The organism is Microtetraspora niveoalba (genome assembly GCF_001570405.1).
GTDB classification, from domain to species: domain Bacteria; phylum Actinomycetota; class Actinomycetes; order Streptosporangiales; family Streptosporangiaceae; genus Microtetraspora; species Microtetraspora niveoalba.
On the sequence record NZ_BBYM01000010.1, the window covers coordinates 201362 to 218889 of the forward strand.

Annotated in this window: 18 protein-coding genes; 11 read left to right on the top strand and 7 right to left on the bottom strand. The window is 71.8% G+C overall.

Annotated elements, in window-relative coordinates; genetic code table 11:
- The coding region (locus AWQ70_RS40470; protein ID WP_218004492.1) for a hypothetical protein at nucleotides 1–400 on the bottom strand (400 nt) is incomplete at its 3' end.
- Nucleotides 401–548: 148 nt separating this feature from the next.
- On the opposite strand from AWQ70_RS40470, the gene AWQ70_RS11140 reads away from it, so the two are divergent.
- The 6 genes from AWQ70_RS11140 (at nucleotide 549) to AWQ70_RS11165 (ending at nucleotide 6138) form a co-directional block, all read left to right on the top strand.
- A complete protein-coding gene (locus AWQ70_RS11140) occupies nucleotides 549–896 on the top strand; it encodes a YbaB/EbfC family nucleoid-associated protein (protein WP_174552380.1) in 348 nt (115 codons plus the stop codon).
- 6 nt (nucleotides 897–902) lie between these two features.
- On the top strand, nucleotides 903–1502 hold the full coding sequence (recR, locus tag AWQ70_RS11145; protein ID WP_067173886.1) for a recombination mediator RecR: 600 nt from the start codon (nucleotides 903–905) through the stop codon (nucleotides 1500–1502).
- The gene (locus AWQ70_RS11150; protein ID WP_067173889.1) at nucleotides 1495–2025 is read left to right on the top strand and encodes a DUF5063 domain-containing protein; all 531 of its coding nucleotides are present in this window, start codon (nucleotides 1495–1497) and stop codon (nucleotides 2023–2025) included. The genes recR and AWQ70_RS11150 overlap by 8 nt, the downstream gene beginning before the upstream one ends.
- 130 nt (nucleotides 2026–2155) lie before the next feature.
- Nucleotides 2156–3430 carry an aspartate kinase gene (locus AWQ70_RS11155; RefSeq protein WP_067173891.1) on the top strand — a complete coding sequence of 425 codons (1275 nt, stop codon included), beginning with the start codon at nucleotides 2156–2158 and terminating at the stop codon, nucleotides 3428–3430.
- On the top strand, nucleotides 3427–4497 hold the full coding sequence (locus AWQ70_RS11160) for an aspartate-semialdehyde dehydrogenase (RefSeq protein WP_067173894.1): 1071 nt from the start codon (nucleotides 3427–3429) through the stop codon (nucleotides 4495–4497). The genes AWQ70_RS11155 and AWQ70_RS11160 overlap by 4 nt, the downstream gene beginning before the upstream one ends.
- A gap of 219 nt (nucleotides 4498–4716) precedes the next feature.
- Entirely contained in the window at nucleotides 4717–6138 is a 1422-nt protein-coding gene (locus AWQ70_RS11165) for an amidase (RefSeq protein ID WP_067173898.1), read from the top strand.
- 15 nt (nucleotides 6139–6153) lie between these two features.
- Here AWQ70_RS11165 and AWQ70_RS11170 read toward each other — a convergent pair whose 3' ends face one another.
- Entirely contained in the window at nucleotides 6154–6759 is a 606-nt protein-coding gene (locus AWQ70_RS11170; RefSeq protein WP_218004493.1) for a hypothetical protein, read from the bottom strand.
- A 171-nt stretch (nucleotides 6760–6930) separates the two neighbouring features.
- Between AWQ70_RS11170 and AWQ70_RS11175 the strand changes: the two genes are divergently transcribed.
- Together AWQ70_RS11175 and AWQ70_RS11180 are read left to right on the top strand one after the other, a co-directional pair.
- On the top strand, nucleotides 6931–7578 hold the full coding sequence (locus AWQ70_RS11175; protein ID WP_067174019.1) for a TetR family transcriptional regulator: 648 nt from the start codon (nucleotides 6931–6933) through the stop codon (nucleotides 7576–7578).
- Between the two features lie 100 nt (nucleotides 7579–7678).
- Nucleotides 7679–8029, top strand: coding sequence for a YkvA family protein (locus tag AWQ70_RS11180; RefSeq protein WP_067173902.1), 351 nt, complete (start codon nucleotides 7679–7681; stop codon nucleotides 8027–8029).
- Here AWQ70_RS11180 and AWQ70_RS11185 read toward each other — a convergent pair.
- The 3 genes from AWQ70_RS11185 to AWQ70_RS11195 form a co-directional block, all read right to left on the bottom strand.
- On the bottom strand, nucleotides 7997–9193 hold the full coding sequence (locus AWQ70_RS11185) for an amidohydrolase family protein (RefSeq protein ID WP_067173906.1): 1197 nt from the start codon (nucleotides 9191–9193) through the stop codon (nucleotides 7997–7999). The two genes, AWQ70_RS11180 and AWQ70_RS11185, sit on opposite strands and share 33 nt — an antisense overlap.
- 81 nt (nucleotides 9194–9274) lie before the next feature.
- A complete protein-coding gene (locus AWQ70_RS11190) occupies nucleotides 9275–10093 on the bottom strand; it encodes an SURF1 family cytochrome oxidase biogenesis protein (protein ID WP_084516812.1) in 819 nt (272 codons plus the stop codon).
- A gap of 35 nt (nucleotides 10094–10128) precedes the next feature.
- A complete protein-coding gene (locus tag AWQ70_RS11195) occupies nucleotides 10129–10617 on the bottom strand; it encodes a winged helix-turn-helix transcriptional regulator (RefSeq protein WP_067173909.1) in 489 nt (162 codons plus the stop codon).
- A gap of 141 nt (nucleotides 10618–10758) precedes the next feature.
- Here AWQ70_RS11195 and AWQ70_RS11200 point away from each other — a divergent pair, with 141 nt between their 5' ends.
- The gene (locus tag AWQ70_RS11200; protein ID WP_067173912.1) at nucleotides 10759–11349 is read left to right on the top strand and encodes a TetR/AcrR family transcriptional regulator; all 591 of its coding nucleotides are present in this window, start codon (nucleotides 10759–10761) and stop codon (nucleotides 11347–11349) included.
- On the opposite strand, the gene AWQ70_RS11205 is transcribed toward AWQ70_RS11200, so the two are convergent.
- Complete coding sequence (locus tag AWQ70_RS11205) at nucleotides 11336–11653, bottom strand: hypothetical protein (RefSeq protein WP_067173914.1); 318 nt, start codon at nucleotides 11651–11653, stop codon at nucleotides 11336–11338. The two genes, AWQ70_RS11200 and AWQ70_RS11205, sit on opposite strands and share 14 nt — an antisense overlap.
- Before the next feature lie 119 nt (nucleotides 11654–11772).
- Between AWQ70_RS11205 and AWQ70_RS11210 the strand changes: the two genes are divergently transcribed.
- The gene (locus AWQ70_RS11210) at nucleotides 11773–13254 is read left to right on the top strand and encodes a DUF7059 domain-containing protein (protein ID WP_067173917.1); all 1482 of its coding nucleotides are present in this window, start codon (nucleotides 11773–11775) and stop codon (nucleotides 13252–13254) included.
- A gap of 315 nt (nucleotides 13255–13569) precedes the next feature.
- Here the strand turns inward: AWQ70_RS11210 and AWQ70_RS11215 are convergent, their stop codons facing one another.
- Nucleotides 13570–16563 (bottom strand): AfsR/SARP family transcriptional regulator, encoded by a 2994-nt coding sequence (locus AWQ70_RS11215; protein ID WP_067173918.1) that lies wholly within the window; start codon nucleotides 16561–16563, stop codon nucleotides 13570–13572.
- Between the two features lie 376 nt (nucleotides 16564–16939).
- Between AWQ70_RS11215 and AWQ70_RS38745 the strand changes: the two genes are divergently transcribed.
- Nucleotides 16940–17479 (top strand): hypothetical protein, encoded by a 540-nt coding sequence (locus tag AWQ70_RS38745; protein WP_067173923.1) that lies wholly within the window; start codon nucleotides 16940–16942, stop codon nucleotides 17477–17479.
- Nucleotides 17480–17528 lie beyond the last annotated feature (49 nt).

Consider the following 17528-nt stretch of genomic DNA (forward strand, 5'->3'; position numbering starts at 1 on the left):
AGAGTCGGGGGCGGCCGCCCGCCGAGACGCGGGCGCCCTTGGGCGAGGCGGCGTCCGGCGCCAGGAGCGCCCCGAACCCGAGCCCGAGCCCGGGCGGGTCGCAGACGACGGACGAGTCGTGGCCGGACGCGCCCTCGGACGAGGACGACGGCAGGCCGGCGGAGGGGCCGGGCGGCGCGCGCGGCTCCGCGCCCAGCCCGGGGCTGGCGGCGGCGAGGTCGGCGGCCAGGGCGGCCGCCCAGGCGGGGCCGCGCCAGGCGTGGCCGGAGACGGTTCCCGGCCGGGCCAGGTCGGGGCAGGAGACGAGTGACGACGTCGACCCGCTCAACGACGCGGACGCCGACGTGGACGAGCTCACCGGCATGGCGCTCATCCAGCGCGAGCTCGGTGGCCGTGTCATTGAGGAAATCGACCACTCCTGAGAGGCCCCGACGGCCTTGCTGGGGTGCGTTTACCCGTAACACGCACATGCGCCGGTATCAGATCCGCGGCAAACGCCGTAGGCTCGTCGCGACGACAAGTCGCTGGATGCCGAGGAGCGCACGAACGTGAACCCTGGAGATGTCAACCTGCAGCAGTTGCTGGAGCAGGCCCAGCTGATGCAGCAGCAGCTCGTCACGGCCCAGCAGGAGCTCAGCGACGCGGAGGTCGAGGGGACCGCCGGCGGCGGGCTGGTGGTGGCGACGGTCAACGGCAGCGGTGAGCTGCTCGAACTGAAGATCAGCCCCAAGGCCGTGGACGCGAGCGACCCCGAGGAGACCGTGGAGACGATCGCCGACCTGGTGCTGGCCGCGGTGCGTGACGCGGTGCGGTCGGCCGCGGAGTTGCAGCAGGAGAAGCTCGGCCCGCTGGCGCAGGGACTCGGAGGCGGGCTCGGCCAGCTTCCCGGGTTCTAGAAGATCATGTACGAAGGGGTCGTCCAGAATCTGATCGACGAGCTGGGGTTGCTGCCCGGCGTCGGTCCCAAGAGCGCGCAGCGGATCGCGTTCCACCTGCTGGCGGCGGATCCCGCCGACGTGAAACGGCTGGCGCACGCGCTGCTGGAGGTCAAGGAGCGGGTCCGGTTCTGCCGCGTCTGCGGCAACGTCGCGGCCGAGGAGGAGTGCCGCATCTGCCGTGACCAGCGCCGGGACCCGCACGTCATCTGCGTCGTCGAGGAGTCGAAGGACGTGGTGGCGATCGAGAAGACCCGCGAGTTCCGCGGGCGCTACCACGTGCTCGGTGGCGCGATCAGCCCGATCGACGGGGTCGGCCCCGACGACCTGCGGATCCGTGAGCTGATGGCGCGGCTCGCCGACGGCCAGGTCACGGAGCTGATCCTCGCGACCGACCCGAACCTGGAGGGCGAGGCCACGGCCACCTACCTGGCCAGGCTCGTCAAGCCCATGGGGCTGAAAGTGACACGACTGGCCAGCGGTCTGCCGGTGGGCGGTGACCTCGAATACGCCGACGAGGTCACGTTGGGCCGCGCTTTCGAAGGACGGAGGCTGCTGGATGTCTGATGAGTGGATGGCCCTGGCGGAACGGATCGCGGGGCACGCGCAGAACTACCTCGACGGCCTCACCCGGTTGGCCGGCGGCGAGGGCGGGGACGCCATCCTGCCGCTGCTGCTCGTCGAGGTGGCCCAGGTCAGCCTGGCCGGGACCCAGCTCGGGGCGATGCAGGACGTGATCCTGCAGGGCAACTTCGAGCCGGCGCTGAGCGAGGACCCCGACGTCGATCCCCTCCGTACGGCTCTCGCCTCCCGGCTCGGACCGGTGGACGACTACGCCGAGGTGTTCGACCCGTACAAGGACACCGTGGTGACCCCGTACCGGCTGTCGGACGATCTGGCGGCGGTGGCGGCCGACCTGCTGCACGGGCTGCGGCACTACCGCGCGGGCCGCCCGGCCGAGGCGCTGTGGTGGTGGCAGTACTCCTACTTCAACACGTGGGGCAACCACGCGGGGGCGGCGCTGCGCGCGCTGCACGCGCTGGTCGCGCACACCCGGCTCGACGTGGTGGAGGAGAGCACCGTCGTCTGACGTGTACGGACGATCTCCCGGCGGCCCACCTGGCAGGATGATCATCCACATGGTGAGCATGTCCCGTCGGACTGGCGAGACCCGACAGTAGACTGTGAGCTCCACGTCCTGATTCGTTCGGAGAGTTCCAGTGGCGCTCGTTGTCCAAAAGTACGGTGGTTCGTCCGTCGCCGACGCGTCCTGCATCAAGCGGGTCGCGCAGCGGATCGTCGCGACGAAAAAAGCCGGCAACGACGTCGTGGTGATCGTGTCCGCCATGGGAGACACCACGGACGAGCTCCTCGACCTCGCCAAGCAGGTGTCGCCGCTGCCTCCGGGGCGCGAGCTGGACATGCTGCTCACCTCCGGTGAGCGGATCTCGATGGCGCTGCTGGCGATGGCGATCGCGAACCTGGGCCACGAGGCCCGGAGCTTCACCGGCTCCCAGGCCGGCGTGATCACCGACTCCACGCACGGCAGGGCGCGCATCATCGACGTGACGCCCGGCCGCATACAGGAGGCCCTCGACCTCGGCCAGATCGCGATCGTCGCCGGGTTCCAGGGAGTGTCGCAGGACACCAAGGACATAACGACGCTCGGCCGCGGCGGGTCCGACACCACGGCGGTCGCCGTCGCCGCCGCGCTCGAGGCCGACGTCTGCGAGATCTACACAGACGTGGACGGCATCTTCACGGCCGACCCGCGCATCGTCCCGGCGGCCCGGCAGATCCCGCGGCTCTCCTTCGAGGAGACGCTGGAGATGGCGGCCTGCGGAGCCAAGATCCTGCATCTGCGCTGCGTGGAGTACGCCCGCAAGTACCGGCTGCCGATCCACGTCAGAAGCTCGTTCAGCACCAGGGAAGGCACGTGGGTCTTCACCGACCCCAAGACCGAAGGAACCGAGATGGAGCAGCCCATCATCTCCGGCGTCGCGCACGACCGGAGCGAGGCCAAGATCACCGTTGTCGGGGTGCCCGACAAGATCGGAGAGGCTGCCGCCATCTTCAATACGCTGGCCGACGCCGAGATCAACATCGACATGATCGTGCAGAACGTGTCGGCCGCGGCGACGGGGCGTACGGACATCTCCTTCACGCTTCCGACGAACGACGCGCAGACCGCGCTCACCGCGCTCAAGAAGATCCAGAGCAAGGTGGTGTTCGACTCGCTGCTGTTCGACGACCGCATCGGCAAGGTCTCGCTGATCGGCGCGGGCATGCGCTCGCACCCCGGCGTCACGGCGAAGTTCTTCGGCGCGCTGGCCGACGCGGGTGTCAACATCGAAATGATCTCCACGTCCGAGATCCGGATCTCGGTGGTCGTCGACGAGGACGACGTGGACGCGGCTGTCAACGCCGCGCACCGGGCGTTCGACCTGGACGCCGACGAAGTCGAGGCAGTCGTTTACGGAGGTACCGGCCGATGAGTCGCAAGCCCACCCTCGCGCTCGTCGGCGCGACCGGTGCCGTCGGCACCGTGATGCGGGACATCATCTCCAACCGCGAGGACATCTACGGCGAGATCCGTCTCGTCGCGTCCGCCCGGTCGGCCGGCAGGCTCCTGCCGGTACGCGGCGAGGACGTCGTCGTCCAGGCGCTGGCCCCCGAGGTGTTCGACGGCGTCGACATCGCCATCTTCGACGTGCCGGACGAGGTGTCGGCCGAGTGGGTGCCGGTGGCGGCCGAGCGCGGCGCGGTCGCGATCGACAAGTCGGGCACGTTCCGGATGAACCCGCAGGTGCCGCTGGTGGTGCCCGAGGTCAACCCCGCCGACGCGCGGAACCGGCCGCTCGGGATCGTCTCCACCCCCAACTGCACGACCCTGTCGATGATGGCCGCCATGGGCGCCCTGCACAGCGAGTACGGCCTGCGCGAGTTGGTCGTGGCGTCGTACCAGGCGGTCTCCGGGGCGGGCGTGGCCGGGCCGGCCCGCCTGTACGACGAGGTCGAGGCGCTGGCGGGGGACCGCACCGCCGGCCAGACCGCCGGTGACGTGCGCAAGACCCTGCAGAACAAGCTGGGCGACGCGGAGTCGCCGTTCCCCGCGCCCATCGCGTTCAACGTCGTGCCGTGGGCGGGGTCGCTCAAGGAGGACGGCTGGGCGTCCGAGGAGCTCAAGCTCCGCAACGAGTCCCGCAAGATCCTCGGCATCCCCGATCTCAAGGTGTCGGCGACCTGCGTCCGCGTCCCGGTGGTCACCACGCACTCGCTGGCCGTGCACGCGACCTTCGAGCGCGAGGTCACCGTGGCGGACGCGCACCGCGTGCTGGCCGCCGCGCCGACGGTCGTCCTGATGGACGACCCGGAGAACGGCGTCTGGCCCACCCCGGTGGACGTCGTCGGCACCGACCCGACCTACGTCGGCCGGATCCGCCAGGCGCTCGACTTCCCCAACACGCTGGACCTGTTCGTCTGCGGCGACAACCTGCGCAAGGGGGCGGCACTGAACGCCGCCGAGATCGCCGAGCTGATCGCGGCCGAGTTCACGGCCTGATCCACCCGGCCGGACCGGGACGGTCCGGCTGATCGTCGTGTGGTCCGGCAGGGCCCGGCACGGGAGTGACCGCTTCCGCGCCGGGCCCTGCCGCCGTTCCCGCCGCCGTCGCCGGGTCGGGGTTTCCGCTCACCGGGACGGCCGTCGCCCGTCGCGCCGCCCGGAGGCAGGGTTTCCCGTACGGCCGCGCCGGGCCGCATCCCCTCGGAAAGGGCGCCAGTGGACGAGTTGCTGACGTTGGACGCGATCGGACAGGCGGAAGCCGTACGGACCGGGCGGGTGTCGGCGCGCGAGCCGGCCGAGGCGGCGATCGCCCGGATCGAGGCCGTGGACGGCGAGCTGAACGCGGTGGTCCACCGGCGGTTCGAGCGCGCGCTCGCGGAGATCGACGCGATCCCGCCGGACGCCCCCTTCCGCGGGGTGCCGATCCTGCTCAAGGACATCGGCTGGGCGTCGGAGGGCGACCCGTACGGCGCGGGCTCCAGGACGCTCGACGGCGTGGTCTCCGAGCGGGACTCCTACAGTGTCGCCAAGCTGCGCCGGGCCGGGTTCGTGATCCTCGGGCGGACCAGCACGCCGGAGTTCGCCACGACGATCACCACGGAGTCGGCGGCCTTCGGCCCGACCCGCAACCCGTACGACCCCGCGTACTCCACCGGCGGATCGAGCGGCGGCTCCGCCGCGGCGGTCGCGGCGGGCATGGTGCCGGTCGCGAGCGCGAGCGACGGCGGCGGCTCGATCCGGATCCCGGCGAGCATGTGCGGCCTGGTCGGGTTGAAGCCCGCCAGGGGCCGCAGCAGCCACGGCCCCGACGTCGCCGAGTCGTGGGGCGGCCTGTCGGTGCAGGGCATGCTGACCCGGAGCGTGCGCGACAGCGCCGCGCTGCTCGACCTGATCGCCGGGATGATGCCGGGCGACCGCTACGCCGCCCCGGCGCTGCCGCGTCTCCTGTCCCAGGAGGTCGGCGCGCACCCCGGCCGGCTGCGGGTCGGCTTCGTCACCGTCCACCCGCGCGGCGACGTGCCGGAGGACGCCGAGCTGACCGCCGCCGTGACCGGGACCGCGGCCCTGCTGGAGGCGCTCGGGCACGACGTCGTCCAGGACTGCCCCGCAGCGCTGGGCGAGCACGACTTCGGCATGTACTTCGGCGCGCTCATCGGCGTGAACGTGGCCGCGGAGCTCGAGGTCGTCGCCGCGCTGCGCGGCAGGCCGGTGGACGTCGAGGAGCTCGAACCGCGCAACCGGCTCATGGTCACGGCCGCCCGGGCCGTCAGCGCCACCGACTACCTGGCCGCGCAGCGGTGGCTCGACGGGTACCGCCGCCGGATGGCCGAGTGGTGGGAGTCGGGCTTCGACCTGCTGCTCACGCCCACGATGGGCGTCACCCCGTATCCGGTCGGCTGGCTCTCCGACGACGACCTGCACACGTCCCTGGACAGGTCCGGGCAGGGCGCGGCCTTCACGTCGCCGTTCAACGCGACCGGCCAGCCGGCGATCTCGCTCCCGACGCATCGCACGGCGGCCGGGCTGCCGGTCGGCGTCCAGCTCGTCGCCGCGGCCGGGCGGGAGGACCTGCTGGTCAGGGTCGCCGCCCAGATCGAGGAGGCCCGCCCCTTCCAGCACTCCGCGATGGCCGTCTAGCCAGCGGAAGGCCGGTCACCGGAACAGGATGTCCCAGTGGTTGGCCTCGTCGGCGTAGACGTCGGCGTCGCGGGCGGCCTCGGGGCGATACATCCGCGCCCCGTCCCCCCGGGTCGTCCAATAGCCGAACCTCCGGGTCACGTACGCGTCGATGCACGGGTTGTGGGCGATGTCGAGCTTGTAGCCGTTCTCGTGGCTGTAGCGGCCGCTGTTGTGGCCGACCTCGGTGCCGCCGGTGACGACGATCCTGCAGTCGCTGCGCCGCTTGAGCTCGATCGCCTGGCTGAGCGTGCCGTACCGGAGGCCCTCAAGGGAGGTGCAGTTCGGCTGGGTGCGGTCGGTGCAGTGGCCGGACGACCGCCAGCGCAGCCCGGCGCCGAGAAGTTGCCGCATCGCCCCGGCGTGCGCGAGCCGGGCGGTCGCGCTGACGGACGTGGCGGTCCTCCCGCCGGGCGCGGTCGCGAGCGTCCGGGCGGGCGGCAGCCGTACGGGCAGGCTGACCTCGTACGAGAGGTGCCGCGCGTTGGCGGCGGTCAGCGGTTTCATTTGCGTGGCCGACTGGGACAGCAGGACGATCATGATCGCCCCGGCGAATCCCCACCACGAGTGACGTAAAGTCATGCGTCATCCCCGGTGCTCAGTCCTCGATCGGGTGGCGGGGGAGCTCGCCAGCATGATCAATGCCCACGCGGGGTGATCGGCCATTCGCGGGCGGCCGGGAATTTGCCGCCTCCTATGGATCATCTGGCGCGTATATGACCGGGCGGGTGCGAGGGTCGTACAGTGACCACCGTGGCCGAGAAGACACGGGAGCGGATCGTCGCGACCGCCCTTCGGCTGTTCGAGGAGCGGGGGTTCGAGGCGACGACGATGCGGGCGATCGCCGCGGAGGCGGGTGTCTCGGTCGGGAACGCCTACTACTACTTCTCCTCGAAGGAACAGCTCATCCAGGCGTACTACGACCGGGCCCAGCGCGAGCACGAGACCGCGTGCCGGGAACTGCTCGCGGTCGAGACGGCCTTCGCCGCCCGCCTGGGGGGAGTGCTGCGGGCCTGGGTCCGGGTGTCGGAGCCGTACCACCAGTTCGCGGCCAAGTTCTTCAAGCACGCGGCCGAGCCGAGCAACCCGCTCAGCCCCTTCAGCGCGGAGTCGACGCCCGCACGTGAGTCGTCGATCGCGATCTACCGCGATGTGGTGGAGGGCTCGGCCGACCGGATGGACTCGGACCTGCGCGCCGAGCTGCCGGAGCTGCTCTGGCTGCTGTCGATGGGCGTGGTGCTGTTCTGGGTGCACGACACGTCGCCGGGGTGCGCGCGGACGTACCGGCTGATCGACAGGACCGTTCCGCTGATCGACCGGCTGGTCGCCCTGTCGAACCTGCCGGGCCTGCGCGGCGTCGCGCGCGACTTCATCGACGTCGTACGGGAGCTGCGCGCCTGAGTCGCCCGGCGAAGTCCGCGGGCGGCCCTGGAACCGCCGCAGGAGCGCCGAACGTTAATGAGACGACAAAAGGGGCACAATGCCCGCTGGAGGTGGCCTCATGGCGAAGGCAGGACGTGCGGCGGCGACCTGGCGAGCCTACCGGGAGGTGTCCAAGCCGGGTTCCCCCGGACTGCTCACCCGGTTCAAGGCGGTGCCCAGGATGATCCGGGGAACCCTCAAGGGGAACTATCCGCATCTCGGCAAGGGCCAGCTCGCCATGTTCGCGGCCGGCCTCGCCTACATCGTCTCGCCCGTCGACGCCATCCCGGACTTCCTGATCGGGATCGGCGTCGTCGACGACTTCGGCGTCCTCATCTGGCTGGTTTCGTCGATGCTCGCCGCGAGCGGCCGGTACGTCGAGTGGGAGCGTGAGGACCTAGAGCTCCTCCGCCAGAAGCCACGCGCGTGACGGGAGCGGGTGCCCGAACAACCGGGCGGCGTTGCCGTACGCGACCCGGGCGAGGTCGGCCGGGGGCAGGGTGCCGAGGTTGCGGGCGACCGACCGCTGGGTGTCGGGCCAGGAGGACTCGGCCCGCGGGTAGCCGCTCTCCAGCAGGACGTGCTCCATGCCGACGGCGAGCCGGACCCCGCCGAGCGCGCTGTCGTCGAGGGTGCCGAAGAAGAAGTTGCGCCGCAGCACCTCGCTGGGCTTGAGCCCGCCCTCCCAGCTCGCCTCGCCGGCGACGGGGTGGTCCAGGGCGTAGTCGGCGCGCTCGGCCAGCATCGGCAACCAGCCGACGCCGCCCTCGACGATCAGGATGCGCAGCGAGGGGAAACGCAGCGGAACCCCCGACCACAGCCAGTCGGCGCACGCGAACATCGCGCTCGCCGGGATCAGCGTGGTGATCGCCTCGATCGGCGTGTCCGGCGAGGGCACCGGCGACCAGGAGGAGGCGCCGGTGTGCAGGCACACGACGGTGCCGGTCTCCTCGCAGGCGGCGAAGAACGGGTCCCAGTGGCCGCTGTGGATGGACGGCAGCCGCAGCCGGGTGGGGAACTCGGGGAACACCACGGCCTTGAAGCCGCGCGCGGCGTTCGCCCTGATCTCCTTGGCGGCGACGTCGGGGTCGGGCAGCCAGGGGAGCTGGAGCGCGATCATCCGCTCGGGGTAGGTGCCGGCCCACACGTCCACGTGCCAGTCGTTCCACGCCTTGACCAGGGCGAGGCCGAGCTCCTGGTCGCGGGTCTTGGCGAAGAGCATGCCGGACTGGCTGGCCAGCATGCCGGGGAAGCAGAGGGCGGCCCAGATCCCGGCGCGGTCCATGTCCTCGACGCGGGCCTCGATGTCGTGGCAGCCGGGCCGCATGTCCTCGAAGCGGACCGGGTCGAGCGTCCACTGCTCCTTGGGCAGGCCCGCGCCCACGTCAAGGCCGGCGCAGGGGTAGGTGGCGCCGCCGTACCGCCACACCTGGTGCCCGGCGTCCGTCTCCACGATCTTGGGGGCGAGGTCCTTGTACTTGTCCGGCAGGCGGTCCTCGAAGAGATCGGGCGGCTCGATCAGGTGATCGTCGGCGGAGATGATCACATAGTCCCGCCGCCTCGGCTCTGGGTCGGGATGCAGCGGCGTAGTCACAGGAGTAAACCGTAGAGCCAAGGAATAACACCTAACAAGCTGCGAGGTCTCCGGTTGGTATCCGTTCGTTCACCAGGCGCTTCACGACTGGGCGCGAACCTCTTTCCGATCCTTTTCGGGATCCTCTCCGGATGTCTCGCCGTCCGCGTCCGCCGCGGCCAGATCGCGCGCCTCACGCCGGATGAGGAGGAACCAGCCGCCGACGGCCACGCCGATGAACAGCCACCACTGCACCGAGTACGCCAGGTTGAGCCCGCCGCCTCCGCCCAGGTCGGGCGTGGGCACCGGCTCGGGCGCGCGTTCGGCGGCCGGCCGTTGCCCGGTCAGCTCCACGAACCCCCCGTACAGCCGGTACGGCAGGGTGGCGCCGATGTCGGTCGTGTTGACGAGGAGGATCTGGCCCGCGGGCAGGCCGGCCGCGCGGTTCCTGATGCCGGTGGTGTCCTCGGTCTCGGAGGGCTTGAGCCGTCCGGTGACGGTCACCTCGCCCGACGGGGCCGCCGGCACGTCGGGCCGGGAATCCGCCGTGGCGCCCGCGGGCACCCAGCCCCGGTTGACCAGGACCGCGCCCTGCGGGGTGACCAGCGGGGTGACCACGTAGAAGCCGACCCGGCCGTTCTGGGGGCGGCGCCGTACGAGCAGCTCGTGGGACGCGTCGTAGCTGCCGGACACGGTCACGGGGCGGTACTTCAGGCTGTCGGGGACGGTTCCGCCGACGCTGTCCAGCCGGTCGAGCGGCACGGGCGCGCTGTTCAGGTTGGCCGTGGTGCGGTCGCCGGCCGCCGACCGCTCCTCGAACCGGCCGAGCTGCCACTTCCCCAGGAAGAAGAACGTGGGGATGAGGATCAGCACCAGCAGGTGGAAGCCCAGCCAGCGGCGGGTCAGCAGGAACCGGTACACGCCATCCAGCGTAGGCGCGGGACCGAGTGGTCCCGTTACCGGTCCTGCGGATCCGGCGGGTTCGGCCGGCCGGCGCGGTAGCCGGGGCCGGGCACCGGGGTGACGGCCCACGGTCCGGGGAGCTCGTGGCCGTCGTCGCAGACCAGGCGCAGGGCCACCGGGGCCCCGCAGTCGCGGTGGGTGAGCGAGATCGGGGGGCCGTCGGGGTCGGCGAGGTGGCGGTCGCCCCAGTGCATCAGCGCGACCAGGATCGGATAGAGATCCATGCCTTTGGCGGTCAGGCGGTACTCGTCGCGCTGGCGCTGCCCGGGCTCCTGGTAGGGGGCCCTGCGCAGCATGCCCTCCTCGACGAGGCGGGTCAGCCGGGCGCTGAGCACCTGGCGGGGCGCGCCGGTCGCGGCCTGGAAGTCGCCGAACCGGCGGACACCCATGAAAGCTTCGCGGAGCACGAGGAAGGTCCATTTCTCGCCGACCACGGCGAGGGTCCGCTCGATGGAGCAGTTGTCCACCCGGGAGGGCCGCATGTCAGGCATCGTAGGTCATCCCTCTCACGCCTCTTCTCAGTCTAAAAGGCAGACCTAGACGGGCTGTCCTGCGGGAAGATCGGCCGAGGTGAACGAATCCGGTATTTGCAGAACAAGGTTCTGTTAGGCCACCATTGGGGGGTGAGAACCGGAAAGAACGGGCGTGACGGCAGAAGCCGCATCATCGAGGGCGCCCTACGCCGCTTCAGTCAGGACGGTGTCTCCGCCACGACACTCGCCAGCCTCCGCGAGGAGAGCGGCGTCAGCGTGGGTAGTTTCTATCACCACTTCGCCAGCAAGGAGCACGTTTTCGGCGTTCTGTACGCCGAGACGTTGCAGATGTACCAGGACGCCTTCGTCTCCGAGCTCGTCCGGCACGAGGACGCCCGCGGCGGCATCGAGGCCATCGTGGCCCTGCACATGTCGTGGTGCGGAGAGCATCCGGAACGGGCGCGGCTGCTGATCAGCGAGCGTCCGCCGCGGCGCGAGGAGCCGGGCGGCCCCGAGGTCGGCGAGGCCAGGCGCGCGTTCTTCCGCCAGGTCGCCGACTGGTGGAAGCCGCACATGAAGGCGGGGCTCCTGCGGCCCGTCCCGACCACCATGTGTTACGTGTTGTGGCTCGGCCCCGCCCAGGAGATGTGCCGCCTGTGGTTCGCCGGCGCGCACCAGCCCACCGACGAGGAGATCAGAGGCATGTGCGAGGCCGCCTGGAACAGCCTCAGGCAGAGCTGACGGTCCTCAGCGGCAGGACGCGGGTCGGCACCCGCCACACCCGCAGGCCCAGCGAGATGTCGAGCCTCAGGTCGTGCCGCCTGCGGCTCATCCCGGGCACCCGGATCCGGTCCCGCACGTCGTACCGGCCGCGGGAGCGGTAACCGAAACCCAGCTCCCCGGGAAGCACCCGGATCTCGTCCCTGTTCCCGCAGCGCGGGCAGGTCCACGCCACCAGGTCCCTGCCCCGGTTGTAGTCGTGGCAGGCGCCGAAGTAGTCGTCCGGGGCGAAACGCGCCTCGCAGGCCAGGCAGGGAAGCAGCATCGCGGGGTTCCTCGTGGACGGCGGGCCAGGGGCGGACTGCCCCAGCGGACTGCTCCTACAAATAGGCCCGCCTTCTTTACGGCGGCTTGCAGTGGACTTACAGGGATAGATTTCCTCTCGTGCACGTGCCTTCCGATCTGGTCCACCGGCTCCGCGACCGGTTCGCCGAGTCCGGCTACACCATCGACGGCGTGCGAGAGCGGCTCGGCGGCGTGGCCGCCGCCGCGCTGGCGCGCGAGGAGCTCGTCCCCGCGCTCCGGGCGACCCGCGACAACGACCCTCTCGGCACGCTGATCCGCCTGTGGTGGCTCGGCGTACCGGTGAGCACCGCGGCCGCCGACCTCCCGCTCGCCGACCTGATCGAGGCCGGCCTGGCCGTCCGGGTCGGGGACGCGGTGCAGGCGACCGTTCACCTCCAGCCGTGGGACGTCGGCGGCGACCGCCTCTCCTGGGTGGTCTCCGACCGGAAGGTACGGCCGGGCGACCCCGCGCTCCGCCGCGACCACGTCGTCGGGGCCGGCGGCGCGTCCGCCAACCTGGCCCAGCTCGCGTGGACCCCGCCCGTGGAGAGCGCGCTCGACCTCGGCACCGGGTGCGGCGTGCAGGTCCTCCACCTCGCCGGTCGCGCCGGGCGCATCGTCGCCACCGACGTGAACCCGAGGGCGGTCGAGCTGGCCAGGATGAGCTGGCGGCTGTCCGGGGTGGAGGGCGTCGAGGCGCGTACGGGATCGTTGTTCGAGCCGGTCGAGGACGACCGGTTCGACCTCGTCGTCTCCAACCCGCCGTTCGTGATCTCGCCCGAGGGGCGGTTCACGTATCGGGAGTCCGGCTTCCCGGCCGACGGCTTCTGCCGGGAGATGCTGCGCCGGGTGCCGCGCCACCTCAATCCCGGCGGTCACGGCCGCTTCCTCGCGAACTGGCTGCATCTGAAAGGCGAGGACTGGCAGGACCGGGTGGGCGGGTGGCTCACCGGCACCGGCTGCGACGGCTGGGTGGTGCAACGCGACGTCCAGGATCCGGCGGAGTACGTCGAGCTGTGGCTCCGCGACGCCGCCGAGCAGGGGACGACCGCGTACCGGCAGCACTACGACGAGTGGCTGGCCTGGTTCGAGTCGCTCGGCGTCGTCGGCGTCGGGTTCGGCTGGATCTCCCTGCACAACTCGGGCGCGATGGACCCGGTCGTCCGCGTGGAGGAGCTCGGGCAGCGGGTGGAGCTCCCGGTCGGCGCGTACGTCCCGGACGTGCTGGACGCGATCGCCACCGCGCACCGGATCGGCGACGAGGACCTGCTGGACGCCCGCCTGGCGATCGCGGAGGGCGTGGTCGAGGAACGTGTCGGCCCTCCCGGGGCGGACGACCCGTCGCGGATCGTCCTGCGCCAGACCGGCGGGCTGCGGCGCGCGGCCGGCGTGGGCACGGTCGAGGCCGCGCTCGCCGGGGTGTGCGACGGCGAGCTGCCGCTGCGCCCGCTGCTCGCCGCCATCGCCGAGCTCACCGGCGGCGACGAGCGGGAGCTGGTGGAACGCGCCCCCGCCGCGCTGCGTCCGCTGGTCGCCGAGGGTTTCTTCCGGATCGCCGGTACGGCTGCAAGCCCGCGTTGATCGGACGTTGACCCCGGGTGGCCACGCTGGGGTCGTCGACTCGGGTCTGGGGGGTTCGAGATCCGGGTCGCCACCCGGCCGGCCGTCGTCATGAGGCGGCGAGCCGCCACCCTGGTGCCCCGGAAGACCGGGCCCCCTATGCACCGGGTGGCGGTCGGACGGCCGGCCGGGAATCCCGTGCCCCGCCCGCGACGCCCCTGATGGAAGTGGTCGAGTGTGATCAATCACGTCCGCATGACGCGCCTGGACGACGATCTGCGGTTCGACCTGCCCGCCGGTGTGCCGGGAGATCGGGGCGGCGGTCCGGATCCCGGTCTAGACGTCGACCCGGTCGGGCTCCAGGAGGAGGGCGCGGACGTCGTCGGCCTCGGGGGAGCCGAGCCGGGTGAAGAGCCCGAGTGCCTTCTCTAGCGCCTCCCTGCCCCGCGCCTTCTCGCCCATGCCGCGCAGCGCCTTGCCGAGCGCGGTCAGCGACTGCGCCTCGCCGTACGGGTGCGTGATCTCGCGGCTGACGGCGAGGGCGCGCTCGGCGTGCCGGGACGCCTCGGCGAAGCGCCCGGCGGCGATGAACGTCGCGGCCAGCCGGTAGCAGACCCGCTGCTCCCACACCCGCTGGTCGCTGGCCCGGAAGAAGTTCAGGCACTCGGCGTGGTGGACGACCGCCTCGTTGAGCCTGCCGACGTAGGAGAGGACGATGCCGAGGTGGTAGCGCGCCCGCGCCACGCCCGCGCCGCTGCCGACCTCCGTGAACATGGCCAGGCCGCGCTCCGAGGCGGCGATGGCGTCCTCGACCCGGCCGAGACCGAGGTGGTCGCGGGCGGAGTAGCTCAGCGCGAGGGCCTCGCCCGCCGGGTTGCCGACCTCGCGGTAGAAGTCGGTCGCGCGGCCGAACCATTCGAGGGCCTCGGTGTGCCGGCGCAGGCGGCCCGCCACCACCGCGAGCGCGTTGTACGTCTCGCCGAGCACGATGTGGTCGCCGGTCTCCAGGGCGAGCTCGCGGGCCTTCTGGAAGAGGTGCCCCGCCTCGTCCAGCCGGTTCATGCCGAACAGGACACGGCCGAGGACGTAGCCGCAGCGGATCTCGCTGTGCCGGTCGCCGGCCCGCCGGGCGGCGGCGAGGACGGCGCCGGTCCGCTGCTCGAACTCCCGGCTGCTCGTGCCGGACTCCAGCAGCGGCTCCATCGCGAGCAGCAGGTCGGCGGCGGGCAGCAGCAGGCTCTCGGACTCGGCCGCCTGGCCGATCGCGCCGAACAGGTCCTCCGCCTCGACGGACAGCCAGGCGACCGACTCGTCGGCCGTGGAGAAGGTGTGGCCGGGCATGCCGATGTCGGTGAGAGCGTCGGCGATCGCGCTTCCCTCGTACGCCAGGCGGTGCGCGGACCTGGCCGAGGCGAGATAGAAGCCGAGCAGGCGGCGCTGGGCGGCCATCCGCTCGGCCGGCTCCTCGGCGTCCTCGGCCTGCCTGCGGGCGAAGAGCTTGAGCAGGTCGTGGAAGCGATATCGGCCGGGCGCGGGGGCTTCGAGCAGGCTGGCGTCGACCAGCGACTCCAGCAGGTCCTCGGCCGGGCCCTGCGGCATGTCCAGGACGGCCGCCGCCGCGACGGCCGAGATGTCCGAGCCCGTGGGCAGCGAGAGCAGCCGGAAGGCCCGCGCCTGCTGCGGGTCGAGCTGGCCGTACCCGAGGGCGAAGGTCGCGGAGACGGCCAGATTGCCGATCTTGAGCTCGTCGAGGCGGCGGCGCTCGTCGGCCAGCCGGGGCACGAGCGAGGCGACGGTCCAGGACGGGCGGGCGGCGAGCCTGGCCGCCACGATGCGTACGGCCAGCGGGAGGAAGCCGCACGCGGCGACCACGTCCATGGCGGCGGCCCGCTCGGCCCTGACCCGGTCGGGCCCGGCGACGGCGGCGAACAGCGCGAGCGCCTCGTCCGGCTCCAGGACGTCGAGGTCGACGAGCCGGGCCGAGGGCAGGTCGGCGAGCTTGCCCCGGCTGGTGATGACGGCCGCGCATCCCGCCGACCCGGGCAGGAGGTGCTCGACCTGCTCGGCGTCGCGGGCGTTGTCCAGCAGGACGAGCATCCGGCGCTCGGCCAGCAGCGAGCGGAACAGCGCGGAGCGCTCGGCCAGGCCGTCCGGGATGACGTCCACCGGGATGCCGAGTGCGCGCAGGAAGGCGACCAGCGCCGTCTCCGGCGGCGTCGGCTCCGCGCCGTATCCGCGCAGGTCGGCGTAGAGCTGGCCGTCGGGGAACAGGTCGTGCGCGAGGTGGGCGACGTGGACGGCGAGCGCGGTCTTGCCGACGCCGCCGATGCCCGACATGGCCGCGACCGGCACGCCCTCGTCCTCGGCGAGCAGCGCGAGCAGCCGGTTGACCAGCGCGGTGCGCCCGGTGAAGTCGGTGACGGCGGCCGGGAGCTGGGCCGGCCGCGGCATCTCCACGGCCGGGCCGGCCTCCGCTCTCTCGGAGGCGGGGTCGGCCGCGGTGTCGGAGAGGGGGCCGGAGATGGTGCCGGACCGCGGGGCGGGGGAGAGCGCGGGGTCGGCGGCGAGGATGCGCCGGTGCAGGGCGGTCAGTTCGGCGCCGGGCTCGATGCCCAGCTCGTCGATCAGCGCCTGCCGGGTCTCGGTGAACACCGAGAGCGCCTCGGCCTGCCGTCCGCAGCGGTAGTAGGCCAGCATGAGCTGGGCGCGCAGCCGTTCGCGCAGCGGATGGTCGGCGGTGAGCGCGACCAGCTCGGACACGACGTCGGCGTGCCGCCCCAGCTCCAGGTCGAGGTCCATCAGGGTTTCGACCCCGCTCATCCGCCGCTCGACCAGCCGGTCCCGCTGCCGCTCGGCGTACGGTCCGACCGCTCCGGCGAGCGGCTCTCCGGACCAGAGGGCGAGGGCCTCGCGCAGCGCCTCCGCCGCGTCGCGCGTACGGCCGGTGCGGCGGGCGGACTCGGCGGAGGCGGCGCGCCGCTCGTAGTCGGCGAGGTCCAGCCCGCTCGCGCCGAGGACCAGCGCGTAGCCGCGGCCCACGGAGGTGAGCAGCTCGGGGCGGGTGCGGGGCGAGCGGTCCGGCTCCAGGACGGTGCGCAGCCGTGACACGTACGTGCGCAGCGCGCCGAGCGCCCGGGGCGGGGCGTCCTCGCCCCAGATGCCGTCGATCATCTCGTCCGGGGTGACGGGATGACCCTGCCTGAGCAGCAACATCGCGAGGATGGAACGTTGCAGCGGGGTGCCGAGATCGAGCTCGATCCCGTCGCGCCAGGCGAGGACAGGTCCGAGTATCACGAAGCGCAGCCCGTCACCGGTGGCGCGACCTGCCATGGGGGTCTACTCCGATACGCATATTCAATGGGAAGTTTCCCGATCAAATGATAGATGCCGATGACCTTGGCCAATAGAGAAGGTCCGGCTCGTTAATCGAAGTGTTGATTGTCCGTTGATCGGGTGGCAAGTCCGATCCGTGATGCTGGGGGCAGCGAGCATGGCCTCTGCGGGGGCGGCCATGCTCGGGTTGATGTGGCGAAACGGGGTCCTCCCCGGGTCTGGGGTGCCCGGCGGGGGACTTCTCCCTTTTCAAGCCGGGTGCAAATCGCGGTCAGGGCCGTGAAAGCTCCCTGCAGGCGGGGCGGCTTATCACAGGGGTGCACCCCCGGAAGCATCCCGCCCGGGGATCGTCCTCGAAAACGGGAGAACAGAAATGCGTCGCTCCACCCGCACCGTCCTCGGTCTCGCCGCGGCCGCCGCCACGATCGCCGTCGGCGTCCCGGCCCTCTCGACCGCCGCCTCCGCCTCCACCCACAGCACCGCGTCGTCCGCCTCCTCCTCGTCCTCGGACTTCGACGGCTACTGGGGCTCGTACTGGTCGGGCAACCGGCTCGCCCGGGCGAACGGCTACATCGACGTCAACTACACCGACGACGAGTCCAACCGCGTCCGCGTCACCGGCAAGCTGTGGGACCTCGACCGCCGCACCTACGGGCAGGGCGGCAAGTGCGCCTACATCCGGTTCCGCGTCCAGTCCTGGGAGGACGAGGAGAACGACTGGTCCTCGTCCTACAAGTCGTACAAGTACTGCGGCGGCGGCAGCTACAAGCAGTTCAGCTTCTGGCGCTACGACGTCGCGCAGGTCCAGGCCCAGGTCTGCCAGATCGGCCTGTACAGCAAGTACCCGACCCGCTGCGGCTACTGGCGGGACCTGTACGACGCCTACGACGAGGACTACGGCTACGAGGTCTGAGTCCAGGTACGGGCGTGGCCCGTCCTCCTCGCCGGAGGACGGGCCACGT

What these genes read in the sequence shown, in the direction of transcription:
- AWQ70_RS11160 (WP_067173894.1), top strand. Translation starts at nt 3,427, where the DNA reads ATGAGTCGCAAGCCCACCCTCGCGCTCGTCGGCGCGACCGGTGCCGTC.
- AWQ70_RS11150 (WP_067173889.1), top strand. Translation starts at nt 1,495, where the DNA reads ATGTCTGATGAGTGGATGGCCCTGGCGGAACGGATCGCGGGGCACGCG.
- AWQ70_RS11215 (WP_067173918.1), bottom strand. Translation starts at nt 16,563, where the DNA reads ATGGCAGGTCGCGCCACCGGTGACGGGCTGCGCTTCGTGATACTCGGA.
- AWQ70_RS38745 (WP_067173923.1), top strand. Translation starts at nt 16,940, where the DNA reads ATGCGTCGCTCCACCCGCACCGTCCTCGGTCTCGCCGCGGCCGCCGCC.
- AWQ70_RS11170 (WP_218004493.1), bottom strand. Translation starts at nt 6,759, where the DNA reads ATGACTTTACGTCACTCGTGGTGGGGATTCGCCGGGGCGATCATGATC.
- recR (WP_067173886.1), top strand. Translation starts at nt 903, where the DNA reads ATGTACGAAGGGGTCGTCCAGAATCTGATCGACGAGCTGGGGTTGCTG.
- AWQ70_RS11195 (WP_067173909.1), bottom strand. Translation starts at nt 10,617, where the DNA reads ATGCGGCCCTCCCGGGTGGACAACTGCTCCATCGAGCGGACCCTCGCC.
- AWQ70_RS11205 (WP_067173914.1), bottom strand. Translation starts at nt 11,653, where the DNA reads ATGCTGCTTCCCTGCCTGGCCTGCGAGGCGCGTTTCGCCCCGGACGAC.
- AWQ70_RS11180 (WP_067173902.1), top strand. Translation starts at nt 7,679, where the DNA reads ATGGCGAAGGCAGGACGTGCGGCGGCGACCTGGCGAGCCTACCGGGAG.